The organism is Nocardia sp. NPDC049220 (assembly GCF_040647855.1).
Taxonomy (GTDB): Bacteria; Actinomycetota; Actinomycetes; order Mycobacteriales; family Mycobacteriaceae; genus Nocardia.
Genome location: NZ_JBEZDA010000004.1, coordinates 275,692 through 290,439, shown reverse-complemented (window position 1 = coordinate 290,439; position 14,748 = coordinate 275,692). Strand labels below are relative to the sequence as shown.

Here is a 14,748-nt window from a genome sequence, read left to right as displayed (position 1 = left end):
ATCAGCGGTGTACGAACGGTGGTTCGATGGTGTGGGTGCGCGATCGTCGGGTGCGCGCGGCGCGGCCCGGCGGCGCCGTGTCCCCGTCCGGTTGCCGGCTCTGGTGTAATCGTCCTGCCATCCGCTTGGCCAGCAAGATCACGGCATGTTCGCGCAGAATGCCGAGTTCGTCGGCGTAGGTGTCGGCGCGAGCCTGGGTCATTCGGTCGTGTACTGCGAACGGATCGCTGAGCAGTTCGTCGAGTTCCATGCCGGCCTGCGCCTGCATGCGGGTCAGCGATCGGTTCGGTAGCCAGCTCAGCCGCCAGTCGTCGGCGCCCTTGGTGTCGCGGTAGGCCGATTCCGGCGTGATATCACTGGTCATCGTCCATTCGGTGGTGTGAATGGTCATCGTCGTCTCCGGTGCGACAGGTGGAGTGAGGCAGGCTCGGCGATATCGAGGCAGCCGCGCCCATGTCCGCATGACGCCGCTGGTCGCCGACCCGGCTGTGGGAGTGGATCTCCACGGCGGACGAACAGTCGACGCCGCGCTGCCCGCATCATGGGGTGGTCAGGGCTGCCGCGCGTAGAGCTGAGAAACCCGCGGGTGCTTCCTCGTGGCAGCACGGTGAGTGACCCGGGGGGGATCGTTACGGCAGATCCGAGTGGGGCGTATCGGCCGGACCGCTCAGTCCACCACCGGCTTCGATGCCAGTTCGGATTCGGCTCCGGCGAGGCCGCGGCGCTGTCGCCGTCGGATCTGCCGTATCGAGAAAATCATTCTCATCACCAGCCCTCCCGACTACCTGGTAGTGCGATGGGATTGCCACATCCAGTGTGGCATCTACCGTTCTCCGAACGCAATTACCGTTCTTATTGGGTGCTCGACAGTTCGTGTGTCGGCTGAATCCGATCGTCGTGGTCCAAGAGTCGTGCATCGGCGTCGTACCGGCTTCGAGGAAGGTGACCGTCGCGAGGGTGTCACAGGGCTCGAGAGTGGTTGCCGTTCGCAAATCCGTACGCGGTGGTGATTTACCTGAGCACACAGCGGTGTGCGCGGCACCGAAATCGACACGCTGCCCGCTGTTGGACTTGCGGTGCGTCGCTTCGCGCGGCGCATGGGCGTCGAACGAAAGGAGGCTTCTGCCGCTGGTGCAGAAGCTGGTTCGGCGGTCGGAGCTCACCGATCGGCTTATCGTCGATCCTGAGCCTGTCCTCGGGGCTGCGTTCGCATGCGCTGACCGGTGTGAACCGTGCGCGGTGACATGCCTCGGATCTAGGTGATCGGCCCGTGTATGTCACCGTGTGCTGGGTCTGACTGCGCAAAATTGTTGGTGCACAATAGATTTTGTCAGAACCGTCGGCGTGGTCACCGCGTGCGGTGCCCGATGCGGCCGATCGGCGCCGGCGTGTGGGTCCGCGGATTGCTGGGCTCACCGTGGTCCGGCATGCAGCCATCGTGCCAGATGCGTCCACAGGAAGACGGCGACCAGCAGCGGACCGAGTGGTTACGGCGGTGAGTCGGCCCCGGGACAGGGAAGACCCCGCTCGGCCCGAGGGCCGAGCGGGGCCGGGTGTCCCCAGCGAACGCTGCTGGGTTCTTCCCCACTACTCAGCTGGCCGGCTTGACAGACGGCTGGTTGATGGTGGCGAAGTACTGGAGGGCCGCACCGATCGCCACCGGTCCGGTGACCAGCAGCTGACCCGCGACGGTGCCGAGCGCGCCGACCGCGACGATGCCGCCGAGGCAGCCGATCGCCGCGGCCGGGATGAACGCGCCGAACAGACCGATGATCGCGGCCGCCGCGACGGTCGCGCCGGCGATGCCACCGAGGACGCAACCGACAGCCGCGCCGCCGAGACCACCGACCAGAGTGCCCAGGGTGGCGCCCATCGAGATGGTCTGGGTCATGCGGTTCCAGGCCGCCTGCTCACGGTCGAAGTCGGTCTTCCACGGCGCCTTGTCCTCGAACGGCAGGGCAACCGGCTTGTACGCCGCGTGCTCCATGTCGAACTGCGGCGTCAACGTCGCGGTGTTGTCGGCTATGTCCGCGGCGATCGGGAATTCGAAGTCATCGACCCGGAACGTCAGCGGCATCCCCGCGAGCGTGGTGCCGTTGGCAGCCTTGATCTTGAAGGTGTCGTCCTCGATGACCATGGAACCGGCATCGGTCTTGATGATGGACTGACTGTCGGTGGCGCTGGCGGTGAAGCCGACCGGGCTGTCGTCGGCGACGGGTTGCGCGCCGGCAGTGCCGGACGCGATCCCGACCGCGGCGACCAGACCGGCGGTCACTGCTACGAATTTCCTCATCATTTTTCTTTCTTCTCGGGGTTTCTCATGAAGGTCGGGCACGCCGAGCGCGCCGGATGCCGGGCGCGGATCGCACCGGCAGGTCTACTGTCGGGCCGAGCACGTGGAAGCTGGCCCAGGCGACGTGCGGCATCGCCGGTGGCGCCGCCTGCCGCATCGTGCGCACCGGGTGGCTGCCGGCGGCTCGGGAAGTACGCGGGAAGTACGCGGTGGAGTGATCAGTGACCGACACGGTGACGCAGGTCCAATGCAACATCGGTGATCATGTCCTCTTGCCCGCCCACGAGACCTCGTCTTCCGACTTCGATGAGGATGTCGCGGGTGTCGAGCCCGTAGGTCGCCGCGGCATTCTCGGCGTGCCGGAGGAAGCTCGAGTACACGCCCGCGTAGCCGAGCGTCAACGTCTCCCGGTCCACCTGCACCGGCCGGTCCTGCAGTGGACGGACCAGGTCGTCGGCCGCATCCTGCAACGCGAACAGGTCGCAGGAGTGCTTCCACCCGGCAAGGTCGGCGACTGCCACGAAGGGCTCGATCGGACAGTTGCCGGCTCCGGCGCCATGTCCGGCCAGCGACGCATCGACGCGGATCACTCCTTCTTCGACCGCGACGACGGAGTTGGCGACCGACAGCGACAGGTTCTGATGCGCGTGGATTCCGATCTGGGTGCTCGGCTCGAGGACGTCCCGATAGGCGCGGACCCGATCCCGGACGCCGTCCATGGTGAGTCGGCCACCGGAGTCGGTGACATACACGCAGTGCGCGCCGTAGGACTCCATCAGCCGAGCCTGGGCGGCGAGTTCTTGCGGCGATGCCATGTGCGACATCATCAAGAACCCGGACACATCCATACCCAGCTCGCGGGCGGTCGCGATGTGCTGGGCGGAGACGTCGGCCTCGGTGCAGTGTGTGGCCACCCGCACGGAAGCCACACCCAGGTCGTGTGCTCGCTTCAGTTCGTGAATCGTGCCGATTCCGGGCAGGAGCAACGTGGTGAGTTTCGCCGAATGTATCGCCGACGCGGCCGCTTCGAGCCATTCCCAGTCGGTGTGCGAACCGGGGCCGTAGGTCAGCGAGTGCCCGGCGAGCCCGTCGCCGTGTGATACCTCGATGGCGGCGACGCCGGCCCGGTCGAGGGCGCCCGCGATCGAGGCGACGTTCTCGGGAGTGATCCGGTGCCGAATCGCGTGCATCCCGTCCCGCAGGGTCACGTCCTGGATGTACAGCGCTGCTCCGTCGGTGACGGTTTCTCGTGTCGTCACGGTCAAGACGCCACCTTCTTCTGTGCCGCGATCTCGCGCGCCACACCGAGTGCCGCCGAGGTCATGATGTCCAAGTTGCCGGCGTACGCGGGCAGATAGTGTGCGGCGCCCTCGACTTCGAGGAATACCGACACCTTCCACAGCGGACCGGTGTGATCGGTCAACGTCGGCACCGGTTCGCTGATCGGGGTGAACTGCACCTGCTGCTTGAGCCGGTATCCCGGAACGTACGCGGCCACTTTCTCCGTCATCGACATGATCGAGGCGGCGATGTCGTCCTTGCGGTCCTCCCCCACCAAGGCCAAGACGGTGTCGCGCATGATCAGGGGCGGTTCGGCCGGGTTCAAGATAATGATCGCTTTACCTCGCGCCGCACCGCCGACCCGCACGATCGCTTCCGACGTCGTCTCGGTGAACTCGTCGATATTCGCCCGGGTCCCCGGTCCCGCGGACTTGGAGGCGATCGACGCCACGATTTCCGCCCAGTACACCGGCGTGACCTGTGCGATCGCCGCGACAATGGGGATGGTCGCCTGACCACCGCAGGTGACCATGTTGACGTTCGGCGCGTCGAGGTGTTCGGTCAGGTTCACCGGTGGGACCACATATGGTCCGATCGCCGCCGGCGTGAGGTCGATCAGCCGTTTTCCATAGGGTCGCAATGCGCTCGAGTTGAATTCGTGTGCTTTCGCCGACGTCGCGTCGAAAATGATCTCGATCTCGTCGAACCGAGGGTGGTCGATCAGTCCTTGTACCCCCGTCGAGATCGCGTCGACTCCCAGACGCGCGGCACGCGCCAATCCGTCCGAAGTCGGATCGATGCCCACGAGTGCGAGAACCTCGAGTTCGCCCTCGGCGAGTCGCTTGATCTTGATCAGCAGATCCGTGCCGATGTTCCCGGGCCCGATGATGGCCACTTTGGTGCTCACGCCGATGCTCCCTCGGTGAAAAGGGTCGACACGGCGCCGATACCGCTGATCGTCGCGGTGTAGGTGGCGCCGGGGGTGACCGGGGCCATCGGTCCGAGGGCGCCGGAGAGCACCACCTCTCCAGCGCGCAAGGGGGCTCCGAGTTCGCGGGATGTGTTGGCCAACCAGGCCAAGGCCGCCCACGGCGAACCGAGACAGTCCGCACCCTTACCTTCCGACACCATTGTGCCGTTTTCGGCCATCGACATCGCGATTGTGGTCAGGTCTGGTAACTCACCGACCGGAACCCGGTCCCCCAGCGCATACAGGCCGGATGACGCGTTGTCGGCGATGGTGTCCCCCAGCGTGATGTCCCATCCCGCGACTCGCGAATCGACGATCTCGAGGGCGGCGACGCCGCACTCCACGTACGCACGCACAGTGACCGCGTCCACCTCGACGTCGATGTCGCCGCTCAACACGAACGCCACCTCGGCCTCGACTTTGGGCTGCAGCAGTCGGCGCACATCGACCGGTTGCGTCGTGGGGCAGTTCATGTCCGAGAACAGGACGCCGAAGTCGGGTTGGTCCACTCCCAGCTGTGCTTGAACGGCAGGCGATGTCAACCCGATCTTCCGGCCGACCGGCGTTCGGCCGCCTGCCACGAAGTCCGCGATGATGCGGGATTGCACCGCGTATGCCGCCGCGATGTTCGCGGGGCCGATCAGGTCTCGCACCGGGGCACACGGCACACCGTCACGCTGCGCGGTCGACAACCGCGTTGCAGCCGCAACGATCTGTCCGAAATCCACCGTCGATACGCTTGCCATCGATTCGCGCCTCCGCCAGGTTGTGTCCCGCACCACTACCGTGCGAGTGATAGCTGCAAGGTGCACGAGACGGCGTGTCTGGTCAATACCCGCGGTCCGCTCAGCTGACCGGTCGCGGAATTTGCGGACACTTGTGCGGAACGATCTGCCCGAAATCCACCGTCGATCGGCTTGCCATCGATTCGCGCCTCCGCCACTTGTGTCCATCATCACTGCCGTGTGAGTGATAGCTGCAAGATGTACTAGACGGCGTGTTTGGTCAATACCCGCGGTCCGCTCAGTAGACCGCCTGCGGAATCTGCGGAAACTTAAAGGAGTGCGCTGCCGGTTTACTCACCGAACCCTCGTTCGTGTCGTCACCGACCGATGGGTCGATACTGGCTTGACTCTGTTCGACCGTCACTTCCACATCGAGGTAGGTACCTGATGCCCGAGCAATCGAGACTCACCGCTTTCCTCCGATCAACGGTGTCGGAGGGGATCGCGACGATCACCATCGACCGACCGCCGGCCAACGCCTTCGACCCCACAGTCATCAGGGAATTTTTGAGCGTGCTTCCGCCGCTCGTCGACGACCCCGACGTCCGGTGCATCGTTGTCCGGGGCACCGGACGGTTCTTCGTGGCAGGCGCCGATATCGCGGTCATGCGGGACCTCACCGAGGCCACGCAGCGTGCGATGCGCCCGTGGGTCGAGGTGCAGCGGTTGCTCGAGACCGCCCCGAAGCCCGTGCTGGCAGCCCTGAACGGGCACGCGCTCGGCGGCGGCGCCGAACTGGCTCTGGCCTGTGACATGAGGGTGATGGCGGAGTCGGCGACCATAGGCTTTCCCGAGATCTCCCTCGGTCTGTTCCCGGGCGCGGGTGGCAGCCAACGGCTGCCCCGGCTGCTCGGTGCGCATCGGGCCAAGCTGCTGATGATCGAGGGCACCCGGCTCACCGCCGCGGACGCGCTGCGCATCGGACTGGTGGACCGGGTTGTCGCCGACGCCGAATTCGATGAGCACATCCGCTCGACCGCACGCACGCTCGCCGACCAGCCGACCCGGACGATCGGCCTGCTCAAACGTGTTGTGCAGGAGGGCGCGGCGCTGCCCCTCGATCAAGCGCTGGACCTCGAATTCGCCGCGGTGCTCGAGCTGATCGCAACCGCTGACGCCGCGGAGGGTCTGCAGGCCTTCCTCGACAAGCGCGCGCCGACCTTCACCGGCCGCTGACATACGCACTGGGAACTCGAAGGGATCCAGATGAAGAAGAAGTTTTGGCGACGCGGAGCAGCAGCCGTGGCGGTCCTTGCCGCGTTCGCCGCCGCCACCGCGGCCTGCGCCCGGCCCGCCACCAACACCGCCGCCGCCAACACCGCAGGTGAGCGGGTTCGTATCTCGGTGGGTGTCGACCCTTCCTACGCACCGTTCTTCCTTGCCGACCGCGAAGGGCTGTTCAAGGCGGCGGGCCTCGATGTACAGATCATCCAGACCGAGGGTGGTGCGGCAGGCGCGCAGAACGTCGTCGCGGGGACGTCGGAAATGTCCGGCAACGCCAACTCGACCGCGCTCACCGTCATGGCTGGTAACCCCAAACTCCGGGCGTTGGGTGTGTATGAGGAGTCCGACCGATACTTCCAAGTGGTTCTGCGCGACGGTGTCACGCCCAACTCGATCAAGACCATGGGTGTCTTCCCTGGTATCGGGCTGTACTTCACCGACCTGTACCTGAGGAGTCTCGGGCTCGATCCGGCCTCGATCGCGCTGGTGACGACCAGTCCACCCGAACAGCCCGCGCTTCTCGCGCGCGGCGACATCGACGGCTTCATCTCGTTCGACCCTTGGATCACGCAGGCGGTCGGCAAGGGAAGCCATGTCGTCGGGACGACGGGTAATTTCGGAGCCAAGTATTCGCAGTGGCTTGTGGCGTCGGACAGTTGGCTGTCCGGTCACCAGGAACTCGCAGGCCGAGTGTTCCGTGTGTTGGCGCAAGCCGCCGACATCGTCGCGTCCGATCCTGACCGGGCTGGGAAGGCAGTTGCCGCAGCGATTCAGATGGATCCGATCGAAGCGCGCAAACAGGTCACCCAGATCGACTTCAAGGGACGGGATTTCACCGCCGACGATCTCGACCAGGCGCGCCGGCTGGTCGACTTCTTCCGCGGTCAGGGCAAGATCAACGGTGACATCGATCCGCAGAAAGTGCTGCTGAGCGGCTGGTTCAACCAGAACGCCAAGTAGCCGACCGCCCCGCGGTGCTGACCGGCCGGTACGGGTCCGGTCAGCAGAACGCAACCATCCCACTCCGCCCCGGCCGGTCATAGTGTCGGTCTCATGCTCCCGGCGGGAGGGCACGCACACCAGTACGGAATGGAGCCACCGTGGTCGAATCCACTATTCGTGTCGTGGAGCTGTCGAGCCCGTTCGCCCGATTCGCCGGTCGAATACTTGTCGGTCTCGGGTACGAGGTCATCCTCGTCGAGCCCCCGGAGGGCGACCCGACGCGCCGCGAACTCGACGGATACGCCTTCGCTCACTGGCATGCGGGTAAGCGCTCGATCGTGCTCGACCTGTCCACCGATGCCGACCGAAGGGTCCTCGACGACTTGGTCGCGGGGGCGGACATCCTTCTCGACGGCAGCGATGTCGGCTCGGAACCGTCTGTTGCTCAGCATGATTCGCTCGTCCATGTCCGCGTCACGCCTTTCGGTGTGACCGGCCCGCGGAGCGGGTGGGCGGCGACGAACCTCACGGTGGCTGCGCTGGGCGGCATGCTGGCGCAGGTCGGCGAGCCGGATGGGGCCCCGCTGAGCCTGCCCGAAGCGCAGGCCGAGCAACTTGCCGGGGTCAATGCGGCGATCGGTGCGCTGCTGGGCTTGCGGGCCAGACGGTTCGGCCGTGCGCCGATGATCGATATCTCGGCCCAGGAGTGTGTGGCAGCGAGTCTGGAGGCGGGAACCCTGGCATACGTGCACGAAGACCGTGTTCCGGGTCGGCCGGGCCGGGTGCATCCACTGGTCCCACACGGGTTGTTCCGCGCCGCCGACGGGTTTCTCGGGGGCGGGCTCGGCGGCAGTCCCCGAATGTGGGACGCCACGCTGCAGTGGCTGATCGAAGAAGGCGTCCAGGACGACTTGGATCACCCACGCTGGAGTGATCCCGTCGAACGCAAGACGCACCAGGCGCACCTGTTCGAGGTTCTGCAGCGCTTCCTGTCGAAATGGCCGAAGGAAGAGTTCGCTGTCCGCGCGCAGGAACGCAAACTTCCGTGGGCGGCGGTGGACGGACCCGCCGAACTGCTGATCAATCCCCAGCTGAACGATCGGGACTTCTTTCTCGATGTGGTCTCCGGGGACGAGGTGACCCGCGATCTCGGATTCGGATTCGCCTTCCCCGAGGGGCGGCGGATTCGTGAGCTCACGGTCGCGGAACTCGGCGCCGACCAGTCGGTGACCATCGAATCCCGCACCCACACAGCGGTATCCGCCGCCGAGGCGTGGCCGGGCAGACGCAGTCTCGACGGGATTCGAGTGCTCGATCTGACCTGGGTTCTCGCCGGTCCCTACTGCACCCGAATCCTCGCCGACCACGGCGCCGAAGTCATCAAGGTCGAATCGTCGGGTCGGCCGGACCCGACCCGGTTCGCCCCCGCCATGCACCTGTCGCGCGGTCCACACGACGATCCCGACACCAGCGGCTACTTCAACGATGTCAACCGCAACAAGCGCAGCATCACCCTCAACACCCGTTCCGCCGAAGGACTCGAGGTGCTCGCCGACCTGATCGCCGCAAGCGACGTCGTAATCGAGAACTTCAGCTCTTCGGTGATGGCGAAGATGGGACTCGGCTACGAGCAGTTGCGTGCCCTGCGTCCTGACATCGTCTATGTCTCGATGTCCGGCATGGGCCATACCGGTCCGCGTAGCAGTTGGGTGTCGTACGCGGACATCGTGTCGGCCAGCACGGGGCTGACCGCGTTGACCGGATGGAGCGCCGACGAAGTTGTCGGCGTCATCTACGGTCACGGCGATATCGTGGCCGGTCTGCAGGCGGCGACCGCCACTGTGGCCGCGCTCGAACACCGGGATCGCACCGGCCGAGGGCAGCACGTCGACCTGTCCCAACTCGAGGCGATGGCCGCGCACATGGGGACCAGCGTCATTCAGTCCACCGGCACAGGTCGACTGCCGGAGCCGACCGGAAACGCTCATCCCGGGTTCTCGCCGCACGGTGTGTTCCGGTGTGTGGGCCCGGACCGCTGGGTGGCGATCGCCGTGCGCGACGAGACCGATTGGCGCGCCTTGTGCGAGCTGATCGAGCGCCCGGAGTGGGCCGCGGCCGAGGGCTATCGCACTGCTGGGGAACGCGAGGCCCGCAGACCGGAGATCGCGACGGCGGTCACGGCGTGGACGAGGACGTTGCCCGCCGACGCGGTCACCGAGTTGCTGCAGCGGGCGGGTGTGCCTGCCGGCACCGTGCAGGACGGCAGAGACCTGATCGAGGCCGACACGCATCTGCGCGCCCGTGGCTTCTTCGTGCGGCGAACGCACCCGCGCGCAGGCGCGTTCCTGCATGAGGGGGTGCCTGTCCGGCTCGATCATGCGTCCGGTGCAGTACGTAGCGCCGCACCACTTCTGGGTGCCGACACGGACTCGGTGCTCGGCGACATCCTGCGGTACCCGCAGGACAAGATCGCACGTCTTCGTGCGGGTTCGGTTCTGTCTTGAGCCCTCTCCGCTGAACCATTCGCAACCTCATTCGAAGGAGATCCATGCGCGCCGCGCGGTTACACAGTTTCGGTCAGAGTCCCGTCATCGACGAGGTCGACATTCCCACCCGAGCGGCAGGGCAGACGTTGGTCCGGATCGACGCGGCAGCACTCGGTCACCTCGACATGACCGTCGCGAGCGGCAAGTTCAACGTCAAGCCCTCGCTGCCGCACATCGGCGGCACCGACGGCGCCGCGACAGTGGTCGAATCGGAGACGTTCGCACCCGGAACCAGGGTGCTGGTACGCGGCGGCGGCATCGGTCTGTTCAAGAACGGATGCTGGGCCGAATATCTGGTGGCGGCCGACAAAGCGTTCACACCGTTCGATTCCGCTCTCGCGCCGGAGGTGGCCGCGACGTTCTTCTTGCCGAGCACCACCGGCTACGTGACCGTGAACGATATCGCCAAGATCGGTCCCGGTGAACGGGTCGTGGTTTCTGGCGCCTCGGGCGCGGTCGGCTCGATGGCCGCTCAGTTCGCCAAGCTCGCTGGTGCCGGGGAGGTGATCGGAGTCGTTCCCCGACCGGACCAGGTACATTTGCTTCCCGCCGGCGTCCGGCCGGTCGTGGGTCGCGGTGCGGAACTGGCGAAGAAGCTCGGTGACGGTCCCGTGGCCGATGTGCTCATCGATACGCTCGGTGGTGACTCGCTCCCGCCGTTGCTCGAGCGGGTCGAACCGGGTGGGCGGGCCGCGCTGATCGGATACACGCTGGGCACCGAATTGACGCTCGATCTGCCCAACTGGCTGCTCAGTGACGTACAGATCCTGCCGGTCAACATGATGCGCAGAACAGCCCGCCAAGCCGAACTCGCTCCCGAACTGATCGGCAAGCTGGTCGCGGGTGAGGTGTCGCTCGCGGTGCAGACATTCCCGCTCGATCAGATCGCCGAGGCCCTGCAGTTGATGCGGGAGGGCAAGGTGGCCGGGCGCGCCGTAGTCGTACCCTGAGCCCATGCCTGCACCGAACGTGTGGTCGCGGTTGCCGGCGGTGATGACCATTCCGGCGCTGCTCATCGCCAGGGCCGAGGAGTGCGGTGATCGGATCGCCGTGCGCGCCGGCGCTGTCGAGGTGAGCTATCGCGAACTGGCGCACCGGGCGTCGTCCATGGCGAACTCGTTGCACGCGCATGGTGTTCGAGCCGGTGACCGGGTCGCCGCGCTGGCGGGCAATCGGCTCGAACTCGTCGATCTCTTGCTCGGTTGCAGCTGGTTGGGGGCCACGGCGGTCCCACTCAACGTCGCGTTGCGGGGCGATGGTTTGACGCATGTGCTCGTCGAGTCCGGCGCGCAGTGGTTGCTCGTCGAGCCACGGTATGTCGAGTACGTGAATTCGATCGTGTTCAGCGGTGAGTGCTGGATCGTCGGTTCCGCATCCGCGCCGTGCGTCGATAGCGCCGACCTCGATCCACTCCGTGATCCGGCGCCGGCTGACGCTCTCGATATCGCCGTGGTGCTGTTCACCTCGGGCACCACCGGGATGCCGAAAGGTGTGCGCTGCCCGCACGCCCAGTTCCTCTGGTGGGGTGACGGGGTCGGACGTTCACTCGGCCTCGGCACCGGCGACGTTTTGTACACCTGCCTTCCGCTGTTCCACACCAACGCCCTCGGCGCCCTGTTCCAGGCCCTGGTGTGTCGCAGCACATTCGTCCTCGGGGGACGATTCTCGGCAAGCCGCTACTGGGCCGAGGTGACGGAATCCGGTGCGACCGTGATCTACCTGCTGGGTGCGATGGTCGCCATGCTGATGAACCGGCCACCGTCGCCGACCGATCGTGCGCATCACGTCACCCGGTCGCTGTCGCCCGCGACGCCGGCGCACCTGTACGAGCCGTTCCGCATCCGATTCGGCATCGAACTCGTCGACGGATTCGGCAGCACCGAGACCAACCTCGTTCTGGGGTCGATGCCGGGGTGTCGCCGGGACGGTTTCATCGGCACGGTGATGGACGGTTACGAAGCCGCCGTCGTCGACGAAGGCGCGGTCGTCCCGGACGGCACCCCGGGCGAGCTGGTGGTCCGCAGTCTGCGCCGCGGCGGGTTCGCTCAGGGATACCTGGGTGAACCGACCCCGGCGACAGGTACCTGGCTACCGACCGGCGACCGGGTTGTTCGCGGATCCGACGGCTGGTTCCGATTCGTGGATCGCATCAAGGACGTGATCCGCCGACGCGGCGAGAACATCTCGGCGACTGAAGTGGAGTCGGTCCTGGCGCAACATCCCGGCGTCGCGCAGGTGGCGGTGTTCGCGGTGCCGTCCACGCTGGCCGAGGACGAGATCATGGCGGCGGTCGTGCCGCGCGACGGCAGCACCCTCGACCCCGCCGATCTATTGCGCTTCGGCGAGCAGAACCTGGCCTACTTCGCGCTTCCCCGCTACGTCGACGTTGTTGCGGTGCTACCGCTCACCGAGACGGGCAAGGTGCGCAAGCCGCAGTTGCGCTCGCGCGGTGTCGGTCCGGACACCTGGGATGCGCAGCGGCAGGGGTTCCGGCCGACGCGAGAGCGATGAACGAATCCGGAATTATTTTCCGCACCCGTTGAACGAGCACATCGCGGGACTGCACGCGCGGTCGCGGGCTGCGCTGTCACCCGGCGAGTGGGTGCATCGCATCGCGTGCAACGTCCGGGTGATCCCGACGCCGGCGGTCCGCAACGCGCCGGTGATCCGACTGACATTGAGCCTGGCGGTGGGCGCGGTGACCGACAGCGCTCCGGCCAGCGTCCGAGGGCCACTGAATACCGGGACGGCGACGCTCATGTAGCCGAGCCGGGTTTCCTCGACCTCGACGGCCAGTTGCTCCTTACGCATCCGCTCGAGCTGCTGTCGGAGCACACCGACCGACATCGTGGTGCGGTTGGTGAGCGCGGTGAGTCCTTGTTCGACGACTTCGTCGAACACCGACTGGGGGGAAAACGCCAGAATCATCTTTCCGGTGGCGGTGCAGTAGAGCGGCAATCTGCCGGCCACGCGGGACTGCTGATTGAGTCCGCGGTGCCCGACGATCTTCTCGATGTAGAGCACGTCGATCCCGTCGCGGACCGCGAAATGCACCGTCTCCTGTGTGGCCAGCAGGAGATCCTCCATGTAGGGCAGTGCCGCGTCACGAAGGATGCGCTGTCGGGGCACCAATTGACCCAGCTCGAACAGCCGCAGCCCGAGCCGATATTTCGTTCCCGCTCGTTCGAGCAGGCCCCACTCGACCAACTCGCCGGCCAGCCGATGCACCGTGGCCTTCGCGACGCCACTGCGGCGGGCGAGTTCGGTCAACGACAGGTCGTTGTGCTGACTGTCGAAGGCATCGAGGATCAGGCGCGCCTTGCCGAGCACGGAGGATATGTCCCCGCTCGTTTGCTGAACGGCCGTCTTGATGGGTACTACCGATCCGAGTTCAGTGGATCTTCGTGCGGCTGTGGTCAACGGGCTGCCTCCTGGCCGGTCGAGGTCGAACGAGCGTTGTCACGACAAGCGACGCGCTCACCTGACGTTGCGACGCTACGGTACCGCCACGGCGAGAACCACGTCACATGGTCCGGTCAGTGGACTCATTCCACAGAATTTACCTTCGACGGTCCGCTTTCGATGGTTGCCAGGAAGTCGCGAACCACCGACGCCACCGCTGCTGCCTCGCGTTCGACAAGTGCCACCGTGCCGTTCTGGATGACGACGCGGCGCACCGAGGCCGCCCCCGTCAGACGCGACTCCAGGATCGGCAGGTTCGGCATCGAGAACGGGTCCTCGCTCGCGCCGATCAGCAGCACCGGCGCGGTCACCGAGCCGATCCGATCCTCCATCCGGTAACGGGCGCAGGCCCGGTGGCCCTCCGCCGGATCGACTCCGGGTGCGAGCGCGTCTCGGATGAACCGGTCGAGCAGTCCGGCGACCGGTTGCGGGTAGTACGGTCGACGCAGGTCCCACAAGGTCTGCAGGTGTGCCCCGTCCTCGCTCCGCTCGGCCTGGTCGACACCGACTGCGACGGCGTGGTCGGCGCGATACCGCTCATCGGCCCACGGGCACGACGACAACATCACCGCACCGATTCGGTGGCTGTCCCCGGCGGCCATTTCCATCGCCACGGCCGCACCGGTGTGGTGTCCGAGGACCGCCGCGAGTCCGACACCGAGTGCGTCCAACAGCTCCCACGCTCCACGCGCGAAGGCCTCGATGGTCTGCGGCGCCGGCAGCGTGGCGCTGGCGCCGAAACCCACCATGTCCATCGCGATCACCCGGTGATCGACGGCGAGCAGGGGAATCAGTTCCCGGAATTCATCCCAGGACCGGGGGGTCTGGTGCAGCAGGAGCAGCACCGGACCGTCACCTTGCTCGGCGTAGTGCACTTGACCGAATGACGTATCCGCGTAGGCGAATCGGAAGTCGGCGCCCATCAGTACGCCGCGACCATCGGTGTGTCGACGCCGATCACGTCGATCTTCGCGGCGCCCCCGGGATTGCCCACGGGTTCGGTGCGGGTCGGCAAGATATCCAGGAAGAAGCGTTTGTTGTCCTCTTTGAATTCTGGCTCGGCCTTCCGATCCACCGTGATCGCCTCGACGGGGCACGCCAGTTCGCAGGCGCCGCAGTCGATGCATTCGTTCGGATTGATGTACAGCTTGCGGTCGCCTTCGTAGATGCAGTCGACCGGGCATTCCTCCATGCACGAGCGATCGGTGTAGTCGATGCAGGCCTCGCCTATCACGAAAGTCATTG

At 66.1% G+C, this 14,748-nt stretch carries 13 protein-coding genes; 5 read left to right on the top strand and 8 right to left on the bottom strand.

The genetic code is table 11. The annotated features are described in order from the left end of the window. Position 1: 1 nt before the first annotated feature. From AB0C34_RS15200 to AB0C34_RS15180, 5 genes are all read right to left on the bottom strand, one after another. Positions 2–391 carry a hypothetical protein gene (locus AB0C34_RS15200; protein ID WP_357072080.1) on the bottom strand — a complete coding sequence of 130 codons (390 nt, stop codon included), beginning with the start codon at positions 389–391 and terminating at the stop codon, positions 2–4. Positions 392–1,591: 1,200 nt separating this feature from the next. Further along, positions 1,592–2,293, bottom strand: coding sequence for a hypothetical protein (locus AB0C34_RS15195; protein ID WP_357072077.1), 702 nt, complete (start codon positions 2,291–2,293; stop codon positions 1,592–1,594). A 218-nt stretch (positions 2,294–2,511) separates the two neighbouring features. Further along, complete coding sequence (gene dmpG / locus AB0C34_RS15190) at positions 2,512–3,552, bottom strand: 4-hydroxy-2-oxovalerate aldolase (RefSeq protein WP_357072074.1); 1,041 nt, start codon at positions 3,550–3,552, stop codon at positions 2,512–2,514. Between the two features lie 2 nt (positions 3,553–3,554). Then, the gene (locus AB0C34_RS15185; RefSeq protein ID WP_357072071.1) at positions 3,555–4,481 is read right to left on the bottom strand and encodes an acetaldehyde dehydrogenase (acetylating); all 927 of its coding nucleotides are present in this window, start codon (positions 4,479–4,481) and stop codon (positions 3,555–3,557) included. After that, a complete protein-coding gene (locus AB0C34_RS15180) occupies positions 4,478–5,290 on the bottom strand; it encodes a fumarylacetoacetate hydrolase family protein (protein WP_357072068.1) in 813 nt (270 codons plus the stop codon). The genes AB0C34_RS15185 and AB0C34_RS15180 overlap by 4 nt, the downstream gene beginning before the upstream one ends. Before the next feature lie 426 nt (positions 5,291–5,716). Here AB0C34_RS15180 and AB0C34_RS15175 point away from each other — a divergent pair, with 426 nt between their 5' ends. The 5 genes from AB0C34_RS15175 to AB0C34_RS15155 all read left to right on the top strand — a co-directional run bounded on the left by AB0C34_RS15175 (position 5,717) and on the right by AB0C34_RS15155 (position 12,552). Next, complete coding sequence (locus AB0C34_RS15175; RefSeq protein WP_357072065.1) at positions 5,717–6,505, top strand: enoyl-CoA hydratase-related protein; 789 nt, start codon at positions 5,717–5,719, stop codon at positions 6,503–6,505. A 30-nt stretch (positions 6,506–6,535) separates the two neighbouring features. Next, positions 6,536–7,513 (top strand): ABC transporter substrate-binding protein, encoded by a 978-nt coding sequence (locus AB0C34_RS15170; RefSeq protein WP_357072062.1) that lies wholly within the window; start codon positions 6,536–6,538, stop codon positions 7,511–7,513. Between the two features lie 140 nt (positions 7,514–7,653). Beyond that, on the top strand, positions 7,654–9,999 hold the full coding sequence (locus tag AB0C34_RS15165; RefSeq protein WP_357072059.1) for a CoA transferase: 2,346 nt from the start codon (positions 7,654–7,656) through the stop codon (positions 9,997–9,999). Positions 10,000–10,043: 44 nt separating this feature from the next. Further along, positions 10,044–10,991, top strand: a complete 948-nt coding sequence (locus AB0C34_RS15160; protein WP_357072056.1) for a zinc-binding dehydrogenase — start codon at positions 10,044–10,046, stop codon at positions 10,989–10,991. Positions 10,992–10,995: 4 nt separating this feature from the next. Continuing rightward, entirely contained in the window at positions 10,996–12,552 is a 1,557-nt protein-coding gene (locus tag AB0C34_RS15155) for an AMP-binding protein (protein ID WP_357072053.1), read from the top strand. 12 nt (positions 12,553–12,564) lie between these two features. Here AB0C34_RS15155 and AB0C34_RS15150 read toward each other — a convergent pair whose 3' ends face one another. The 3 genes from AB0C34_RS15150 to fdxA form a co-directional block, all read right to left on the bottom strand. Continuing rightward, a complete protein-coding gene (locus AB0C34_RS15150) occupies positions 12,565–13,461 on the bottom strand; it encodes an IclR family transcriptional regulator (protein WP_357072050.1) in 897 nt (298 codons plus the stop codon). 125 nt (positions 13,462–13,586) lie between these two features. Continuing rightward, positions 13,587–14,426 (bottom strand): alpha/beta hydrolase, encoded by an 840-nt coding sequence (locus AB0C34_RS15145; RefSeq protein ID WP_357072047.1) that lies wholly within the window; start codon positions 14,424–14,426, stop codon positions 13,587–13,589. Beyond that, on the bottom strand, positions 14,426–14,746 hold the full coding sequence (gene fdxA, locus AB0C34_RS15140; protein ID WP_357072044.1) for a ferredoxin: 321 nt from the start codon (positions 14,744–14,746) through the stop codon (positions 14,426–14,428). The genes AB0C34_RS15145 and fdxA overlap by 1 nt, the downstream gene beginning before the upstream one ends. Between the last annotated feature and the right edge of the window lie 2 nt (positions 14,747–14,748).